Source organism: Microbacterium sp. AC145 (assembly GCF_979258505.1).
In genome coordinates, this window is the sequence record NZ_OZ409859.1 from 366,725 (window position 1) to 385,063 (window position 18,339).

The window sequence follows — 18,339 nt, forward strand, 5'->3', positions numbered from 1 at the left end:
GGAACACAGAGTGCTTATTGCACAGCGTCCCACACTGACCGAGGAAAAGATCGTCGAGAACCGGAGCCGGTTCATCATCGAGCCTCTGGAGCCCGGTTTCGGATACACGATCGGCAACGCGCTTCGCCGCAGCCTGCTGTCGTCGATCCCCGGCGCCGCGGTCACCAGCGTTCGCATCGACGGCGTGCTGCACGAGTTCAGCACCATCCCCGGCGTGAAGGAGGATGTCACCGAGATCATCCTCAACATCAAGCAGCTCGTGGTCTCGTCGGAGCGCGACGAGCCGATCACGGCGTACCTGCGCAAGACCGGTTCGGGCGAAGTGACCGCCGCTGACATCTCGGCTCCGGCCGGTGTCGAGGTCCAGAACCCCGAGCTCGTCATCGCGACCCTCAACGAGACCGCGAAGTTCGAGCTCGAGCTGACGATCGAGCGTGGCCGCGGCTACGTCTCGGCGACCCAGAACCGCAACGAGTACGCCGAGGCCGGTCAGATCCCGATCGACTCGATCTACTCGCCGGTGCTCAAGGTCAGCTACCGCGTCGACGCCACCCGTGCTGGTGAGCGCACCGACTTCGACAAGCTCGTCCTCGACGTCGAGACCAAGTCGGCCATCAGCCCCCGCGACGCAGTCGCATCGGCTGCCAAGACGCTCACCGAGCTGTTCGGTCTCGCACGCGAGCTGAACGTCGAGGCTGAGGGCATCGAGATCGGCCCGGCGCCGGTGGAGGCAGTGAACTCCAGCGAGCTGTCGATGCCGATCGAGGACCTCGACCTGTCGGTCCGCTCTTACAACTGCCTGAAGCGTGAGGGCATCAACACCGTTTCTGAGCTCGTCGCCCTGTCGGAGACGCAGCTCATGAACATCCGCAATTTCGGCCAGAAGTCGGTCGACGAGGTGCGCGACAAGCTCATCTCGCTCGGTCTGTCGCTCAAGGATTCGGTGCCCGGTTTCGACGGCGCCCACTTCTACAGCGGCAGCGAAGACGAGTCCTTCTGACCCACCCGGATTGTCATCTGGCAGTGGCCAGCTGACCCGACCTTTCTGACCAGGAGTTAGACGATTATGCCCAAGCCCACTAAGGGTCCCCGCCTCGGAGGCGGCCCCGCCCACGAGCGCCTGCTGCTTGCCAACCTCGCGGCTGCGCTGTACACCCACAAGTCGATCAAGACGACCGAGACCAAGGCCAAGCGCCTGCGTCCGCTCGCCGAGCGCCTGATCACCTTCGCCAAGCGCGGAGACCTGCACGCTCGTCGTCGCGTTCTCTCGGTCATCGGTGACAAGGATGTCGTGCACACCCTGTTCGCCGAGATCGCACCGCTGGTCGCTGACCGCGACGGTGGCTACACCCGCATCACCAAGGTCGGCAACCGCAAGGGCGACAACGCGCCCATGGCCGTGATCGAGCTCGTTCTCGAGCCCGTCACCCCCAAGGCGAAGTCGGCCAAGAAGGCTGCCAAGGCTGAGAAGCCGGCCGAGGTCGTCGAAGAGGCTCCGGCCGAGGAGGCTCCCGCTGAGGAGACCACCGCTGACGAGGCACCCGCAGCTGACGCCGGCGCCGAGTCGCAGGCCGAGGGCGAGGCCGCTGAGGCCGCGGCCGAGGACGCTGTCGAGAAGAAGTCCGAGTAAGGATCTCACTCACGACGAAGCCCGCCGCCCCTTTCGGGGTGGCGGGCTTCGTCGTTTTCCGCAGGATGCCGATCAGACCCGAGCGCGCAGGTCTTTGCGGAGGATCTTGCCCGACGCCGACTTCGGGATCGCGTCGATGAACTCGACCTGACGCACCTTCTCGTGCGGGGCGACATGCGCGGCGACATGCGCCATCACCGCATCCGCGTCGAGCTGCCCACCCGGCTGTACCACCACGAACGCCTTCGGAACCTCTTGCCCGTCGTCGTCGAACGCACCGATCACTGCGGCGTCGGCGATCGACGGATGCTCGAGCAGCACCGCCTCGAGCACGGCGGGAGCGACCTGGTAGCCCTTGTACTTGATGAGCTCCTTGAGGCGATCGACGATGCGGAAGACACCGTCATGGGTCACCGTCGCGACGTCGCCGGTGTGCAGCCACCCTTCGGAGTCGAGCATCTCGGCTGTGGCATCCGGCCTGTTCAGGTAGCCCTTCATCACCTGGGGGCCGCGGATCAGCAGCTCACCGGGTTCGCTCGCGCCGTCGGCGGGCGTCTCGATCGCGCTGCCGTCCTCTGCGACCAGCCTGGCCTCGGTGTTGGCGAGCAGCATGCCGACCGATGATCGGTCGATGTCCGCTCGGTCGTAGGGGATCGCGTGCGTCACCGGGCTCGTCTCGGTCATGCCGTAGCCCTGGCAGACGATGCATCCGAGGCGGTTCGCAACGGCCGACGCCAGCGCGCCGTCGAGCGGAGCGGCTCCCGAGAAGATCACCTTGATCGCCGAGGTGTCGTACTGGTCGACGAGCGGATGCTTCGCCAGAGCGACGGCGATCGGCGGGGCGATGAACACCCAGGTCGTGCGGTGCTCCTGCACGACGCGGAGGAAATCGGTGAGATCGAACTTCGGCATCGTGACCAGCGCAGCGCGCTGTCGAAGCGCGAAGTTCAACAGCACGGTCATGCCGTAGATGTGGAAGAACGGCAGCACGGCGAGCACGCGGTCGTCATCGCCCAGCGAGATCGTGGAACGGCACTGGCTCACGTTCGCGATCAGGTTGCGGTGCGTCAGCATCACCCCCTTCGGACGCCCGGTCGTGCCGGACGAGTAGGGGAGCACAGCCAGGTGCGTCGCCGGGTCGAATGAGACCTCGGGTGCGGAGTGGCCTTCGCCGAGCAGCGCGGGCAGAGACGGGTGCCCCTCGGCGCCGTCGAGGACGATCACGTGGTCGTCGTCGAAGCCGAGGGCCGCTGCCGCGACCTTCGCGCCGGGAAGGAGAGGGGAGACGGTGACGAGCCAGGTGGCCTCGGCATCTGTGAGCTGGTTGGCGATCTCTTCGGCGGTGTAGAGGGAGTTGATGGTCGTCGCGGTCGCTCCCGCGCGCAGGATGCCGTGGAAGACCGTGGCGAATGCAGGGACGTTCGGGCAGAGCACTCCGACCTTGGTGCCGACTCCGACGCCACGAGCAGCGAGCGCCCCGGCGAACAGATCGATCTGCCCGATCAGCTGACGATAGGTCGTCGTCGCGCCACTGACCCCGTCGACGATCGCGACGGCGTCGAGCCGGTGCTCTTCGACATCCCCGAACAGGAACTCGTGGATCGAGACCGCAGGGATCTCGACATCGGGATAAGAACTGCGCACCATGAGATCTCCTTCGATCCGGTGAGGCGACGACGCCGTCTGATGCGATCCAGTGTCGCACACTCAGGCACCGGGTCCCAGGGTGCACGTGCGACCCGTCGGCGGGGCCGGATGCCCGGGAGTAGGCTGATCCGGTGACTGATGCAGAGACCCTGAGCCGAGGGCCTCGCGCCTACACCGCCTTCATCGGGATCGGCCTTCTCGCAGGCCTCCTCTCCGGACTCTTCGGCGTGGGCGGCGGCACGGTCATCGTCCCGCTGCTCGTGCTGTTCCTGCACTTCAACCAGCGTCTCGGCGCCGGCACGTCACTCGCGGCCATCGTCCCGACGGCGACCGTCGGTGTGGTCTCGTACGCGGTCAACGGTGCGGTGGCGTGGATCCCCGCGCTGATCCTCGCCGCGGGTGCGGTCGTGGGAGCGCAGATCGGCACCCGACTGCTTCCCAAGATCTCGCAGACCGTGCTGCGGTGGTTCTTCGTCGGCTTCCTCGTGGTCGTGATCGTGAGCCTGTTCCTCGTGGTGCCCTCGCGCGACGCGGAGTTCGAGCTGCAGCTGCTCAACGGGCTCGCGCTGCTGGTGGTGGGTGTCGCCACCGGCATCCTCGCCGGGCTCATCGGCGTCGGCGGTGGCGTGATCATCGTGCCGGTGCTCATGCTGGCGTTCGGCACCAGCGACTTGGTGGCCAAGGGCACATCGCTGCTCATGATGATCCCGACCGCGATCTCGGGCACGATCGGCAATCTGCGCAACCGCAACGTCGATCTCGTCGCTGCGGCGTTCGTGGGCATCTCTGCCTGCACCACCACGGCTCTCGGAGCATGGCTCGCGACGCTGATCGACCCGCTCGTGGGCAACATGCTCTTCGCGGCATACCTCGTGGTGATCGCGGTGCAGATGGCGATCAAGGCGATCAAGGGGCGCGCGAAGAAGGACTGACGGGCAGCTCACCGCCCCGGACGACTGCAAGGGCGAGCGGCCCGCTTCGAGCCTGCGCCTCGGGGCAGATGAAACGATCTTCATCTCAGACTCATGATGGCGTCATCATCGACCGGCATCATGAAGTCATGACCGACATACGACGCCTCCTGATCCCGAGCGCGCTGATCGCCATTCCGGTGATCTTCGCCGCCGGAAGCATCGCGCTGGCGCAGATGCCGCCGTCGCCGCAGATGCCGTCGCAGCCGGTGGTGGTGGAGCTGGCCCCCACGCCGGCTCCGACCCCCACGCCGACCGCTCCCGCTCCGGCGCCCGCTCCGGCGCCGGCGCCCGCTCCGGCCCCGGTTCCCGCTCCGGCTCCGGCGCCCGCTCCGGCTCCGGTTCCCGCTCCCGCGCCCGCGCCGCAGCCCCAGGACGACGACGGAGACGATGACGGAGACGACGGCGGCGATGATGACTGACGCGCCGACGCTGCCGATCGACGTGATCGAGTCGCCGGCCCCTCGGCAGATCGATCGTCCGGCATCGCCCCGCGGAGGCGAGCCGCTGCGCACCCTGCGACCGCGCACCCTGCCCGCACGCTGGCGCATCACACTGTGGATCATCCTCAGCACCCTCATCACCCTGGTCGCGGTCGGACTGATGGGGCGCAGCATCTTCCTCGCGAGCGTCGAGCAGACTGCCAACACCGAGATCGAGCAGGAGGCGGCGGAGTTCACGCGGTTCGCCGAAGATGCGGCGGCCGGCGGGTACTCGTCGGCCACGGCGCTGCTCAGCGAGTACCTGGCTCGGCAGTCGGTCCACGAGGACGAGGTGGTGGTCACCGCCGTCGACGGGGCACCGATCGCGATCGCGAGCGGGCGCACCGGCGCCCCGGACACCGCGGCGTCGGACGCCGGCGGTCGTGCGACGGGTGACGGCGACGTCGACTTCTCCGGGGTCCCCGGCGGCGAAGACCTCGTCACGGCACTGCTCGCGGACGATGCGCACTCGGGTGCGACGGAGTCCTCCGACTCGGGGCCGCTGCGCTGGGGACGACTCGACTTCACCGCCGGAGAGCAGCAGGGGGCGGTCCTGATCGTGCAGTACACGCAGGATGCCCGCGACCAGGTGGACGGCACCTTCGCCACGATCGCCTGGGTCGCGCTGATCGGCCTGCTTCTCAGCTCGGGCGTCGCGTGGCTGGTCGCGGGTCAGATTCTCGCTCCGGTCCGTGAGGTCTACCGGGTCGCCCGTGACATCAGCGAGCACGATCTCACCGCTCGGGTGCCCGTCGAGGGCACCGACGACATCGCCGCCGTCGCCGCGACCTTCAACGGGATGCTCGACAGACTCGAGACCGTGCATGCGACCCAGCAGCGGTTCGTCGACGACGCCGGCCATGAGCTGCGCACACCCATCACCATCGTCCGCGGGCAGCTCGAGCTGCTCAGCGAGGACCCCGAGGAGCGCGCCGAGACTCTGCGTCTCGTGAGCGGGGAGCTCGATCGAATGAGCCGCATCGTCACCGATCTGCTGGTGCTCGCGCGAGCCGAGCAGCCCGACTTCGTGCGCATCGCGAACTGCGAGGTCTCGACCCTCACCCTCGACATCGAGGCGAAGGCGCAGGCGCTGGGCGATCGGCGCTGGCAGCTCATGGAGATCGCCGAGGGACCCACCGCCCTCGACCCTCAGCGCGTGACCCAGGCCGTGCTGCAGCTCGCCGCGAACGCGATGCAGGTGACCGACTCCGGCGACCGGATCGAGGTCGGGTCGCGGTTCGACGGCAGCGGAGCGGATCGCAGGCTCCGCGTCTGGGTGCGAGACAGCGGCCCCGGGGTGGCAGCCGCGGATGCCGAGCGCATCTTCGAGCGTTTCGCCCGGGGCGACAGCGCCGGCGTGCGCCGGGGCTCAGGGCTCGGCCTCGCGATCGTCCGCGCCATCGCCGACGGACACGGCGGATCCGCCTGGGTCGACAGCGTGCTCGGCGAGGGCGCCACCTTCGGCATCGACATCCCTGCTCCGTCTGACGCGGTCGCAGACGCCGCGGAGAGAAAGGCCTGACATGCGCAGCATCCTGATAGCCGAGGACGATCCGCACATCACGTCGTTCGTGCGCCGCGGCCTGCGGTCCGCCGGCTACGACACCGCCGAGGCGGCCGACGGCCACACCGCGCTGCTGATGGCCCGCAGCGGGACCTTCGACCTCGTGCTGCTCGACATCGGCCTCGGCGGCATCGACGGGTTCGACGTGCTCGCGAACCTTCGCGGCGAGGGCGTCACGACCCCCGTGATCATCCTCACCGCCCGCGATTCCGTCATCGACACGGTGCGCGGACTCGAGAGCGGCGCCAACGACTACGTCACCAAGCCGTTCCAGTTCGCCGAGCTCGTCGCCCGGGTTCGACTGCGCATCGGAGACGGTGAGGGGCGTTCCACGGGTCCGGTGCTGTCGCACGGTGACGTGCGGGTCGATGTGCGCGCCCGCAGCGTCACGGTCGCCGGTGCGATGCGCGAGCTCACCTCGCGCGAGTTCTCGCTGCTCGAGGTGTTTCTCGAGAATGCCGGACAGGTGCTGTCCCGCGACCAGCTGATCGGACACGTGTGGGGCATGGACTTCGATCCCGCCTCCAACGTCGTCGACGTGTACGTCCGCGCACTGCGAGGGAAGATCGGTGCCGACCGCATCGAGACGGTGCGCGGGGCAGGATACCGATTCCGATGAACACCTCGGTCGACAGCACCCCTCCCGTCGCCGAGCGAGCGCGTTTCGCGACGGTCCCGCCGCAACGCTCCACCGCGCGGTGGACCGATCCGCAGACCCTCATCCCGACGGATCGCCCGTCACGACCCCGTCGCCGGCGGATCGCACCCCGACGCAGCACCGTGATCCGACTCGTGATCGCCGCGGCGATCGTGGTCGCCGGCGTCGCGATGGCGACCGTCGGCTCCTTGCCGACAAGCACCGGCGGCATGACCCTGCCGATCGCCGTGACGATCACGGTGTTCCTTCTCGCAGTGTGGGCGTGGGCCGCCACGGCGCTCGACGACACGCTCGTCGCATTCCTCGCCGCTGTCGCGCTGATCGTCACCGGCATCCTCCCCGCACGCACGTTCTTCGCGTCACTCGGAGACGAGACGATCTGGCTTCTCATCGGAGCGTTCGTCATCGCGGCGGGAGTCTCGTCATCCGGACTCGCCCTGCGCGGTGCCGCCCACCTGCTGCGCTTCGCCCGCGGGCCGCGCAGCCTGTTCCACCTGACCACGGTGGCGCTCATGATCACCGCCTTCGCCGTGCCCGCCACGTCGGGGCGCGCGGCGCTCGCCGTGCCGGTGTTCACCGCGGTCGCCGACCTCCTGCCCGGTCGCGAGCGCATCGTCAGGGCACTCGCTCTGCTCATGCCGACAGTGGTGCTGCTGTCGGCCGTCGGATCCCTGCTCGGCGCGGGAGCGCACATCATCACCGATCAGCTGCTGCGCGCTGCGGGCGAGCCGGGATTCACGTTCCTCGGATGGCTGTGGCTCGGGCTTCCGCTCGCGGTCGTGTCGTCGCACGCAGCGTGCGAGATCATCCTGTGGCGCTTCACGCGTCGTACCGACCGGGCGACACCGCTGCGCCTGACCCCCGCCGACATCGCGCGCTCCGCCACGACGGATGTGACCGGTCCGCTCAGCGCCGTCGAGCGTCGGGCGGCGATCCTGCTCGGAGCCGTGATCGTGCTCTGGGCGACCGAGCCGTTGCATCACCTCACCCCGGCGTTGGTCGCACTGCTGGGAGCCGTCGCCGCAGTGTCGCCGGGCATCGGGTGCACGACCTTCCCCGTCGCTGTCAAGCGCGTGCCCTGGTCACTCCTGCTCTTCCTGTCGGCGACGCTCGCCCTCGCATCCGCGCTCACCACCACCGGTGCGGCGACCTGGTTGAGCACGACGGCGCTCGCACCGCTCAGCGATCTCGGCGCCGCAAGCGCGATGGTGTTCGTGCTGGTGGTCATCGCGGTGTCGACCGCCGCTCACCTGCTCATCCCCTCACGATCCGCACGCTCGGCGGCGATCATCCCCGTCGTGATCTCCCTCGCTCCCGCTCTGGGCGTCGATCCGATGGCAGCGGCCTTCGCATCGACCGCCGCTGCCGGGTTCTGCCACACGCTCCCCAGCTCGGCCAAGCCGGTCGCGATGTTCGCCGACCCCGACGTCGTGCCTCACGGCTTCACGCCGAAGGATCTGCGACGACTCTCGGTGCTGCTCGCCCCGGCGATGTTCGTGCTCGTCGCCGTCTTCTCCCTCTGGATCTGGCCCACGATGGGTCTGCCGCTCCTGCGCTGACCTCCCGTCCCGGACTCCCCGTCACCCCCCCCGTTCCGCGTGCACCGCCGGTGCAGCGGTGATCGTCGTGCCCGAAAGGGCGAAGCCGCCCCGAGGGGCGCAGAAGGAGGAAACCCATGTCCATCCACATCCCGCAGCGCATCCTGATCGCACCGAGCGGCTTCAAGGAGAGCCTGAGCGCCGAGGTCGTCGCACAGGCGATCGCTTCCGGTGTGCGACGGGTCATCCCCGGCGTGCAGGTCGACGAGTTCCCGGTTCCCGACGGCGGCGAGGGCACGGCTGCGGCGCTCGCCGCGGCGACGGGCGGAGACCTCGTGCCGCTCACCGTCACGGGGCCGGTCGGAGACCCGGTCTCTGCGCACTGGGCGCGCCTCGGCGGACACGCGAGAGGCACGGCTGTCGTCGAGATGGCATCCGCCGCGGGTCTGCGCCTCGTGCCCCGCGATCGTCGAGACCCCGGCGAGACGACCACCCGAGGCGTCGGCGAGCTCATCGCCGCGGCGCTCGACGACGGTGCCGAGCGCATCGTGGTCGGATGTGGAGACTCCGGCACGAGCGACGGGGGAGCGGGCGCTCTCGAGGCTCTCGGCGCGCGCATACTGGACGCCGACGGTGCGCAGATCGCGGCAGGGGGTCGCCACCTCTCGGAGGCGGTGCGCCTCGACCTCGACGGTCTACACCCGCGCATCGGCGAGGTCGAGATCATCCTCGCCTGCAACATCCACAACGTGCTGTGCGGCCCGCGGGGCGTCGCCCGGGTATTCGGCCCGCAGAAGGGGGCGACCCCCGAGCAGGTCGAGCATCTGGCCGGCGCGTTCGATGCGTGGGCGGGGCTGCTCGAGGAGCAGAGCCCGCACGGCTCGACCATGGATGTGCGCACGGGGGGCGGCACCGGCGCATCCGGCGGTCTCGGGGCCGGACTCGCGGCCGTGCTCGGCGCCCGCCTGGCCCCGCGCTTCGAGGTGCTGCTCGACAGCGGCCTGCTGCCCAATGAACTCGACGAGCTGATGGCAGTGGCCGATCTCGTCATCACCGCAGAGGGCGCGATCGACTTCCAGACACCGCGCGGCAAGGTGCCCGCGGAGATCGCCATGCGCGCGCGGGTCGCCGGGGTGCCGGTGCTCGGGATCGCGGGATCGCTGGGACAGGGGGCGCCGACGGTGCACGACATCGGGATCGACGCCATCGCCTCGATCATCACTGTGCCGATGCCTTTGGAACAGGCGGTGGTGCACGGCGAAGCGCTGCTGCGCGACGCGGCGGAGCGCTGCATGCGCATGGTCCTGCTCGGCTCCGCCATGTCGGCGCGAGCCGCCTGAGGGCCTGGTCCACTGCCACCCCTCGGTAGGATCGAGGGGTGGCAGTGAACCAAGATCTGATCGGCCGGGAGTTCCCGCCGACGCCCCCGTATCTCGTCGGCCGTGAGAAGGTGCGCGAGTTCGCGCGCGCCGTCTTCGCCGATGCTCCGCAGCACACCGATGTCGAGGCCGCTCGCGCGGCCGGCTTCGCCGATGTCGTGGCGCCGCCGACCTTCGCGATGGTGATCCAAGACCACACGCTGCAGCAGCTGCTCGCCGAACCCGACTCGGGCATCGTGCTCGCGCGCACGATCCACGCCGAGCAGAAGTTCTCGTACTCCCGCCCGATCGTGGCCGGCGATGAGCTCACGGGTCAGCTGCGCGTCACCGGAATCCGCATGATGGGCGGCAACGCCATGATCACGAGCGAAGCCCAGATCACGGATGCTGCGGGTGAGCACGTCGTCACGGCCACCAGCGTGCTGCTGGTCGGTGCTGAAGAGAGCGCAGAAGAGGGAGCCGCGTGATGCCGTACGCCGTCGGAGACGTGATCGCCGAGCGCACCGTCCACCTCACCCGCGAGTCGCTGGTCCGTTACGCGGGCGCCTCCGGTGACTTCAACCCGATCCACTACCGCGACGACGTCGCCGCCGCCGTGGGTCTTCCCGGCGTTCTTGCGCACGGCATGCTCACGATGGGCATCGCCTCGTCGGTGGTCGTCGCAGCCCTCGAGCCGGGCACGCGAATCGTCGATTACGGCGTGCGCTTCACCAAGCCCGTCGTGGTGCATCCCGAGACCGGCGCCGACCTGCATGTGGTGGCGACGGTGGGCTCCGTCGACGACACGGCCACGCGTGTCGACCTCAAGGTCACGTTCGGCGAGACGACGGTGCTCGTCAAGGCGCAGCTGCGCATCGCCGCCTGATGGGCGACCACGTGCTGCACGAGATCGAGCCGCTGCCGCTCTCCGCTCTGACGACCCTGCGCACCGGGGCCGCACCCGAGCGGATGCTCGAGGCCACGACGACCGATGAGCTCGTCGCCGCCCTGCGCGAGGTCTGGGGCCGCGGCGACGACTGGCTCGTGCTCGGTGGCGGGTCGAACCTGTTCGTCGGCGATGAGACCTTCGAGGGCACCGTCATCCGGATCCTCACCCGTGGAATCGAGGAGCTCCCGTCGCCGCACGCGGGTCGCATCCGACTGCGTGTGCAGGCCGGGCACGGCTGGGACGACCTGGTCGCCTACGCGGTCGAGCACGGCTACGCGGGTCTCGAGGCCATGAGCGGCATCCCGGGCACCGTCGGCGCATCGCCCGTGCAGAACATCGGCGCCTACGGGCAGGAGATCCAGGAGACCCTGGTCGAGGTCGAGCTCATCGACGAGGCCACGCACGAGGTGTCGGTCGTCGCGGCATCCGACCTGGGACTCGGATTCCGCACGTCGGTGTTGAAGCACCATTACGGCAGCGTCCCCAAGCGCCGTGCCGTGATCCTCTCCGTCACGGTCGATCTGCTCGTCGCCGGTGAGCGCATCGTGCGCGGCGAGCAGCTGCGTCGCGCGCTCGCTCTCGACTCCGACGCACCTGTGCCGCTGACCTGGGTGCGCGAGCGCATCCTCGCCACCCGTGCGTCCAAGGGGATGCTGCTCGATGACAACGATGCCGACACCCACAGCGTGGGCTCGTTCTTCCAGAACGCCATCGTGCCGGACGGCGTCGCGCGTGCCCTGCCTCCCGAATGCCCGCGGTGGCCGGTGGCACCCGACCTCGACACCGTGACCGTCATCCCGCTCGCTTCCTATGACGGTCTCGTACCGACGTCGAAGGCCGTCGAGGTGCCCGACGTCAAGGTGAGCGCCGCCTGGCTGATCGAGCACGCCGGCATCAGCAAGGGGTTCAAGCTGCCGCGTTCGCGTGCCTCGGTGTCGACCAAGCACGCGCTCGCACTCACCAACCGGGGCGGCGCGACCGCTGCCGAGGTCTCAGAGCTCGCACGCTTCATCCAGAGCAGGGTGCACGCCGAGTTCGGTCTGGTGCTGCAGCCGGAGCCGGTGCTGCTCGGCGTCGAGCTGTAGGCCGCGTCGTGCTCGACTGGCTCCAGGCCGAATGGCCTCAGGTGCTCGGTTTCGTCACCGGTGCCGTGTGCGTGTGGCTCGCCGGTCGGCGCAACGTCTGGAACTACCCGATCGGCATCGCCAACAACGTCGTGCTGTTCGTCGTCTTCATCGGCGCGGGCCTCTACGCCTCGTCGGCGCTGCAGATCGTCTACCTGCTCATGGGCCTGCACGGGTGGTGGCGGTGGACCCGCGGCGCCGAGCAGAGCCGCACCTACGTCGCCCGCACGCCGAGCCGGGCATGGCCGTGGCTCGCCCTTGCCGCAGTCGTCGGCACCCTCGTGCTCGTCTGGGTGCTCACGACCTTCACGGACTCGCAGGTCGCGATCGCGGATGCGGCGACGACCGCCGCGAGCCTCGTGGCGCAGTACATGCTGAACCGCAAGTGGATCGAGAACTGGTTCGTCTGGATCTGCGTCGACATCGCGTTCGTCGGCCTGTCGATCGCGGCCGGCCTCTGGGTCATCGCCGCGCTGTACCTGCTCTTCATCGGCCTGTGCGTGATCGGCTACCGGTCGTGGCGACGGGCGGCGACCGAGGAGCGCGCCGGAGCGCCGCACGCGGCGACCGCATCCGCATGAGCGAGCGGTACGGTCACGGGCTCGTCCTCGGCAAGTTCTACCCCTTCCACAGCGGGCATTCGCATCTGATCCGGGAAGCGCAGCGCCGCAGCGACCGCGTCACCGTGCAGGTGCTGGGCGCCTCGGTCGAGTCGATCCCGCTCGACGTGCGTGCTGACTGGATCCGCGAGGCGCACCCCGGTGTGCGCGTGGTGGCGGCGATGGACGACGCCCCTGTCGACTTCGAGTCCGAGTCGGCCTGGGACGAGCACATGGCCGTCATCGAGTCTCTGCTCGATGCTCCCGTCGACACCGTGTTCTCCTGCGACACCTATGGCGGCGAGCTCGCGCGACGTCTCGACGCCCGCTGGGTGCGCATCGACGAAGGCCGGCGCATCAATCCGATCTCGGGCACCGCCATCCGCGCCGACGTGGCCGGTCACTGGCATGAGCTCTCGTCTGCCGTGCGCGCCTGGCTCACCGCCCGCGTCGTGGTGCTCGGCGCCGAGTCCACCGGCTCGACGACCCTCGCCGCGGCGCTCGCCGACAGGCTCGGCACCCTGTGGGTGCCGGAGTACGGGCGTGAGCACTCGGAGATCCGCGAAGGCGGGTTGACCGCACCCTGGCAGAGCCCCGAGTTCGACCTCATCGTCGACCGGCAGATCGCTCTCGAGCAGCGCGCGCTCCGCGAGGTGCCGCTGCCCATCCTCGTGTGCGACACCGATGTGCTGGCGACCGCCCTGTGGCACGAGCGCTACGTCGGGTCGACAGCCCGGCGCCTCTTCGACGCCGCCGACGCGCACCGACCGCTGCTGTACGTGCTCACCGGCGAAGAGATCCCGTTCGAGCAGGACGGCATGCGCGACGGCGAGCACATCCGCCATGGCATGCAGCAGCGGTTCCGTGACGTGCTCGCCGCCCAGCCGGTGCCTTGGATCGAGGTGCGCGGAGGTGTGCGCGAGCGGGTCGACGCCGCGGCATCCGCTCTCGCACCCCTCGTGGCCGACCATCTTCGCTTCGCCGTGCCGCTCGAGGCGCGACCGTTGGACGAGCAGCGTGCGCTGCAGAAGGACGCCGAGACCCCGTCGTTAGGATGATCGCATGCCAGACCGCTGGAACCTGCCGGACCGCTGGAACAGAGTGTCGGCCTCGCCCACGAACCCGGGCACCGGTCTCGGCGTGCACGACCTGACCGCCGAAGACCTGTTCCGGCCCGTCGAGCAGAGCGCCGCGCCGCTCGATGAGAAGCTCCGTCAGGTCTACTACTGGATCGTGAACCGTGCCGTCATCTCGCCCTACTACGACATGGAGTTCTCGCACGGCGAGCCGCTCTCGATCGAGCTGGGCGACGCCGGCGCCACGGTCTCGCTGCCCACGCAGCCGTCGTTCTCGTCGAACGTGCTCGTGCCGCTGCTCACCTTCGCGGTGGGCGGCAAGTGTCTGCTGATCGGCGGCCCCGGCCGAGGCAAGACCACCGTGGCGGTGCTGATGGGGGTGCTCGCGGGCACGGCATCCGACGACGTGCGGCGTGCCGTGCAGCAGGGGCAGCCGCAGCTGACCGTCAGCGATCTCGTCGGCATCCCGCTGCCCCGCGATCTCGTCGGCGCCGAGCAGCTCTCCGACATCCGCATCGCCTGGCGGGACTGGCTCGGCCTGCCGGTGAAGATCATCGACGAATACAATCGCATCCCCACCAAGACGCAGTCGGCGCTGTTGACGATGGTGGCCGAGGGATACGTCGAGAGCCACGACCAGATGCGCCGCACCGCGCCGGACGGGGGAGTGGAGAGCTGGTTCTTCACGGCGAACGACGACGCCGGCGGCGGAACCTTCCCGGTCATCCAGGCGCTGCGCGATCGCATGGACGTCACGGTGCAGGCGGCCGGATTCAACAGCCGCTTCTTCGACGAGCTGATCACGCGGGTCGAGGCGGGGGAGAAGCCCGAAGAGCATCTGCCTTCTGAGCTCGCGTTCGACGCATCGCAGCGGTCGGAGATGCGTGCGTCCATCCGGGCGGTGCCGATCCCGGATGCCGTGCGCGACCGCCTGCGGTTCTTCCTCAGCCACTTCGAGTTCGTGCAGCACGGTGGTCGCCGGTTCGAGTACCGCACGAAGGATGTGGTGACGACCGCGGGCGGCCGCGTCGGCGAGGTCATCGAGGCCAACAGCGGAGCGGATCTCGATGTCGACCTCGGGGCTCAGACCCGCAACGGGCTGTCGGTGCGGGCGCTGCAGACGCTCATCGTCTACGCCAAGGCGATGGCCTGGTTCCGAGGGGCGGATGCCGTCGAGCTCGACGACGTCGCCGCGGTGCTGCCGTTCGTGCTGCGGGGCAAGCTGCTGCCCAACGCGACGCATCCGCGGTTCGACGTGGGCGCGGAACGTGAGCTCAGCACCGACACCGTCAGCTGGCTGGCCGACCTGTTCGCGCAGTCGTGCCGGCAGTACGACTCTCTCGGCCGCGATGCCGATGACGAGGTGGCTGCCCTCCTCGACGAGTTCGATCGCGGGCTCGATGGGGTCTCGTCGCTCGAGGCCTCACGTCGCATCACGGCGGTCGAGGCGCAGCTGCGCCGCATCGCCACGGTCGGCAAGCTCTACGGCCGCGACTTCGACGACGTGATCGCCCTGAAGTATCTGCATCAGCGGTACACCGCCTACGTACGCTGGCAGGAGCTGCGCGGGTGAATCGCGTGCCCGTGCAGCTCGCGAACGCGCCGGCGCCCTTCGCCCCGGCGAGGCTCCCGGATCTCGCGTCGGTGGGACTTGATGCGGCGCTCGCCTCGGCATCCGTGGTGCAGGCGCACGGCGATGCCGAGCTGTTCGCGCGGGCGCTCGCCGCGGGGGTCGCGGCGGACCCGGCATCCCTCGCTGATCGCGACCGAGCGCTCGCACTGGTCTCGATCGCCGGATGGCGCGCCGGCGTGCTCGGTCTTCGCACCGACGCGCTGAACAGGCTCGCCGCGCTGTCGACGGCCGAGTCGCGAGTGGCGGCGGCCGCCGCTCTCGGCATCGGAATCGATCACCTCGAGGTCTTCGTGCGCCGCCAGCAGAGCGACCGGTTTTGGTGGCCCGGCCGCGCCGATCAGCGCGGGTACGTGCTCGCCACCGGGGGATTCCGCGGCATCGGCGGCGCCTGGATCCGCCCACCGGAACGCGTCGAGCACCTCGCCGAGTCGGGCGCCTTCGCCTTTCTCGTCGCCGGTTCCTGGTGGCGTCTCGACGCCGACGCCTGGGGCTCGCGGCTGGCACTGCTCGCCGACGAACCCGACTTCTCGGCCCCGGTCGACGACGCCGTGACCGTGGTGATCGGCGCCGACACGCACCTCGCGTGGGTGCATGTGCGGGAGACGGCGTGACGGCCGATGCGAAGCATCCGCCCGAGCGTCCGGACGAGCCTCTGCCGCTGCCGCTCAGCGGCGTGGCCAGGGATGCCTGGGAGCGAGCGCTCGCGCTGTGGCGCGTGCGCCTCGACGACCCGCGGCTGCGTCCCGGTGCGGCCGCCCGTCACGGGGCCCCGGCGTGGTTCAGCTTTCCGCCCTCGGTGACGGTCGACCCGCACTATCTCGCCGAGCGGGGGCTCGCAGACGAGCTGTGGAGCATGTTCGCGCACGAGATCGGCCATCACGTGCTCGCGCCGAGCACCCGTATCGACGCACTGAAGATCGATCATCAGATGGCCAGGGCGATCACGGCGGTGTCGGCGCGTCGCGCCGCCGATGACGGCGCGCGACGTCTCGGCAACATGTGGAGCGATCTGCTCGTGAACACGCGTCTCGCGCAGCTGCAGCGCGCCGAGGCCGGCGGGGCGTCCGTTGCGACCCGTGACCTCGGCATCGTCAGGCTCGGGCAGGCCCTCTATCCCGCGCCCGCCGACACCACCGACCGTCTCTGGTGGGTCTACTGCCGTGCATACGAGCTGCTGTGGCAACTGCCGCAGGGCACGCTGTGCGCGCCGCAGCCTCCGGATCGGCCGATCGCGAGGAGCGTCGCTCAGCGGATGACGCCGCTGAGCGAGATTCCCGAGAGGCATCGCGAGAAGGAGCGGCTCCTGCGAGAGGCGAGCGCCGAGCGCGCGCGCATCGCCGCCGAGCTCGCGGGCGCGACCGCCACGAATCCGCCGGTCGATGCGGCACTCGTCGCCGACGCGGTGCGCACGTTCGGCACCGATCCGGTGTCTGGTGCCGCCCTGTTCGGCGTGATCGCCGCTCCCTACCTCGCCGAGCAGGATGCCGCGGGCGCGGGGCCCCGCGAACCACCGGTCGGGTGCGGGGTCGATGACCGCCCGGCCACGGCCGCGGAGCTGGGTCGCCTGCTCGCGGATCAGCGTCTGCGCGGCGATCTGCCGCGGCATCCGGGCACCGTCGCCGACCGCGCCGAAGCGCCCGATCCCGAGGGCGAGGCCCAGAAGAGCGAAGGACAGCGACTCACGATCGCACGCACGCTGCAGCTGTACCGCGACAGCGGCGAGGATGCGGTGCTCGCCGCCTGGTACCGCACCGAGGCCGCCGCCTGGGTGCGGCCCTACACGAGGCCGGCGCCGTCGACGCCGTCAGGAGGCATCCCGGGTCCACTCGAGCTGTGGGAGGTCGGCGATGCCCTCGGCGACATCGACTGGCCGGTCACGATGCGCTCGGGGGCGGTGATCCCCGGCGTCACCACCCGGCGCCGGTCGGAGCTCGACGACGAACCGCTCGAGCGCGAGACGAGTCTCGAACTCGACCTCTACATCGACTCGTCCGGGTCGATGACCCACCCACGCCAGGGATCGCCCGCGGTGCTGGCCGGCACCATCCTCGCGCTGTCGATCCTGCGTGGCGGCGGGCGCGTGCGGGTCACGAGCTTCTCGGGAACCGGCGAGGTGGCCGGGATGCCGAGGTTCGGTCGCGACCCCGGCGAGATCATCGCAGCGATCGCCCTGTTCTTCGGCCGGTCGACGTCGTTCCCGCTCGACCTCTACGCCGGGCGCTATCGCGGCCTCCGGGCGGCCGGCGACGACACCCAGCGGCACGTGGTCGTGCTCTCCGACGACGGTCTCGTGTCGATGTTCGGGGTGGGCAACGAGCCCTACGCAGGGGTCGCCCGCGCGGTTCGCGAGGTGCTGACGACGGGTACGCTCGTGCTCATGGATCCTCGTCGTCAGGTGGCGCAGCTCGCCGAGCGCGACGGCTACGACGTGGTCTACCTGCAGACGATGGCCGATGCCCCGGCGGCGTGCGCGACACTGGCGGAGACTCTGCATGGCTGACACCGAGGCCCTGCTCGCCGCCTGGAGCGAACGGTCGGGCGGAGAGCCCGAGGCCTGGGCGCGGGTCAGGCCCGGCCCGACGCTGGAGTCCGTCGCCGCACGCCTCTCGCGCGTGCCGCAGGAGTTCCTCGACGAACGGGTGTCGCTGCGCGCCCTCGCCGGCGACATCGTCGGCCAGCAGATCATCGCCGAACGATTCGCCGACGACCCTCGGGTGCGTCGCGGAGCAGGCATCGCGCTCTGGCTCGTGGCGAGCGAAGGCGTCATCGAACCCCTCGTGCCCGCGCTCGCCCACGGTCGGCCGGCCCTCGCGGTCGACGCGCTGGCGCTGCGAGTGGCACCCGTCGCCGACCCCACGGCATGGACCTCCGACGACGAGCGCCGCATCGAGGCGGCCCGCACCTTCCTGCTCTGGTGCGGGTACCTGCCGGCCGGGGAGGATGCCGCGACGGCCGCCTCGCTCCTCGCCGCCTGCGATTCGCTGGCGCGCGATCGCGCGCTCGCCGACGCCTACGAGGGGCATCGGCACCGCGCCGAGATCGCCCGCAAGCTCGACGAGGCACGCCGCAAAGAAGCGGCGGCGCGCTATTCCAGCGAGTGATGGCCCGCG

18 protein-coding genes are annotated in these 18,339 nt (G+C 69.9%); 17 read left to right on the forward strand and 1 reads right to left on the reverse strand.

Annotated features, from left to right (window positions below):
- The first annotated feature begins 10 nt into the window (after positions 1 to 10).
- Positions 11 to 1,000, forward strand: coding sequence for a DNA-directed RNA polymerase subunit alpha (locus ACZZZN_RS01740; RefSeq protein ID WP_290159197.1), 990 nt, complete (start codon positions 11 to 13; stop codon positions 998 to 1,000).
- Positions 1,001 to 1,066: 66 nt separating this feature from the next.
- Complete coding sequence (gene rplQ, locus ACZZZN_RS01745; RefSeq protein ID WP_463503523.1) at positions 1,067 to 1,630, forward strand: 50S ribosomal protein L17; 564 nt, start codon at positions 1,067 to 1,069, stop codon at positions 1,628 to 1,630.
- A gap of 72 nt (positions 1,631 to 1,702) precedes the next feature.
- Here rplQ and ACZZZN_RS01750 read toward each other — a convergent pair whose 3' ends face one another.
- Positions 1,703 to 3,277 (reverse strand): AMP-binding protein, encoded by a 1,575-nt coding sequence (locus tag ACZZZN_RS01750; RefSeq protein ID WP_463503524.1) that lies wholly within the window; start codon positions 3,275 to 3,277, stop codon positions 1,703 to 1,705.
- 131 nt (positions 3,278 to 3,408) lie between these two features.
- Between ACZZZN_RS01750 and ACZZZN_RS01755 the strand changes: the two genes are divergently transcribed.
- From ACZZZN_RS01755 to ACZZZN_RS01825, 15 genes are all read left to right on the forward strand, one after another.
- The gene (locus tag ACZZZN_RS01755) at positions 3,409 to 4,209 is read left to right on the forward strand and encodes a sulfite exporter TauE/SafE family protein (protein WP_463503525.1); all 801 of its coding nucleotides are present in this window, start codon (positions 3,409 to 3,411) and stop codon (positions 4,207 to 4,209) included.
- 128 nt (positions 4,210 to 4,337) lie between these two features.
- The gene (locus tag ACZZZN_RS01760; protein WP_463503526.1) at positions 4,338 to 4,670 is read left to right on the forward strand and encodes a hypothetical protein; all 333 of its coding nucleotides are present in this window, start codon (positions 4,338 to 4,340) and stop codon (positions 4,668 to 4,670) included.
- Positions 4,639 to 6,252, forward strand: a complete 1,614-nt coding sequence (locus ACZZZN_RS01765; RefSeq protein ID WP_463503527.1) for a sensor histidine kinase — start codon at positions 4,639 to 4,641, stop codon at positions 6,250 to 6,252. The genes ACZZZN_RS01760 and ACZZZN_RS01765 overlap by 32 nt, the downstream gene beginning before the upstream one ends.
- 1 nt (position 6,253) lies before the next feature.
- Positions 6,254 to 6,913, forward strand: a complete 660-nt coding sequence (locus ACZZZN_RS01770; protein ID WP_463503528.1) for a response regulator transcription factor — start codon at positions 6,254 to 6,256, stop codon at positions 6,911 to 6,913.
- Positions 6,910 to 8,511 (forward strand): SLC13 family permease, encoded by a 1,602-nt coding sequence (locus ACZZZN_RS01775; protein ID WP_463503529.1) that lies wholly within the window; start codon positions 6,910 to 6,912, stop codon positions 8,509 to 8,511. The genes ACZZZN_RS01770 and ACZZZN_RS01775 overlap by 4 nt, the downstream gene beginning before the upstream one ends.
- A 116-nt stretch (positions 8,512 to 8,627) precedes the next feature.
- Complete coding sequence (locus ACZZZN_RS01780; RefSeq protein ID WP_463503530.1) at positions 8,628 to 9,830, forward strand: glycerate kinase family protein; 1,203 nt, start codon at positions 8,628 to 8,630, stop codon at positions 9,828 to 9,830.
- 38 nt (positions 9,831 to 9,868) lie between these two features.
- The gene (locus ACZZZN_RS01785; RefSeq protein ID WP_463503531.1) at positions 9,869 to 10,336 is read left to right on the forward strand and encodes an FAS1-like dehydratase domain-containing protein; all 468 of its coding nucleotides are present in this window, start codon (positions 9,869 to 9,871) and stop codon (positions 10,334 to 10,336) included.
- Positions 10,336 to 10,734, forward strand: coding sequence for a MaoC/PaaZ C-terminal domain-containing protein (locus ACZZZN_RS01790; RefSeq protein WP_463503532.1), 399 nt, complete (start codon positions 10,336 to 10,338; stop codon positions 10,732 to 10,734). Before ACZZZN_RS01785 ends, ACZZZN_RS01790 begins: the two co-directional genes overlap by 1 nt.
- 14 nt (positions 10,735 to 10,748) lie before the next feature.
- Positions 10,749 to 11,882, forward strand: a complete 1,134-nt coding sequence (locus ACZZZN_RS01795; RefSeq protein WP_463506527.1) for a UDP-N-acetylmuramate dehydrogenase — start codon at positions 10,749 to 10,751, stop codon at positions 11,880 to 11,882.
- Between the two features lie 8 nt (positions 11,883 to 11,890).
- Complete coding sequence (pnuC, locus tag ACZZZN_RS01800) at positions 11,891 to 12,502, forward strand: nicotinamide riboside transporter PnuC (protein WP_463503533.1); 612 nt, start codon at positions 11,891 to 11,893, stop codon at positions 12,500 to 12,502.
- On the forward strand, positions 12,499 to 13,578 hold the full coding sequence (locus ACZZZN_RS01805; RefSeq protein ID WP_463503534.1) for an AAA family ATPase: 1,080 nt from the start codon (positions 12,499 to 12,501) through the stop codon (positions 13,576 to 13,578). The genes pnuC and ACZZZN_RS01805 overlap by 4 nt, the downstream gene beginning before the upstream one ends.
- A 4-nt stretch (positions 13,579 to 13,582) precedes the next feature.
- The gene (locus ACZZZN_RS01810) at positions 13,583 to 15,169 is read left to right on the forward strand and encodes an AAA family ATPase (protein ID WP_463503535.1); all 1,587 of its coding nucleotides are present in this window, start codon (positions 13,583 to 13,585) and stop codon (positions 15,167 to 15,169) included.
- Positions 15,166 to 15,840 (forward strand): potassium transporter Kef, encoded by a 675-nt coding sequence (locus tag ACZZZN_RS01815; RefSeq protein ID WP_463503536.1) that lies wholly within the window; start codon positions 15,166 to 15,168, stop codon positions 15,838 to 15,840. Before ACZZZN_RS01810 ends, ACZZZN_RS01815 begins: the two co-directional genes overlap by 4 nt.
- The gene (locus tag ACZZZN_RS01820; RefSeq protein ID WP_463503537.1) at positions 15,837 to 17,729 is read left to right on the forward strand and encodes a VWA domain-containing protein; all 1,893 of its coding nucleotides are present in this window, start codon (positions 15,837 to 15,839) and stop codon (positions 17,727 to 17,729) included. The genes ACZZZN_RS01815 and ACZZZN_RS01820 overlap by 4 nt, the downstream gene beginning before the upstream one ends.
- On the forward strand, positions 17,722 to 18,330 hold the full coding sequence (locus ACZZZN_RS01825) for a phosphohydrolase (RefSeq protein ID WP_463503538.1): 609 nt from the start codon (positions 17,722 to 17,724) through the stop codon (positions 18,328 to 18,330). The genes ACZZZN_RS01820 and ACZZZN_RS01825 overlap by 8 nt, the downstream gene beginning before the upstream one ends.
- Positions 18,331 to 18,339: the final 9 nt, after the last annotated feature.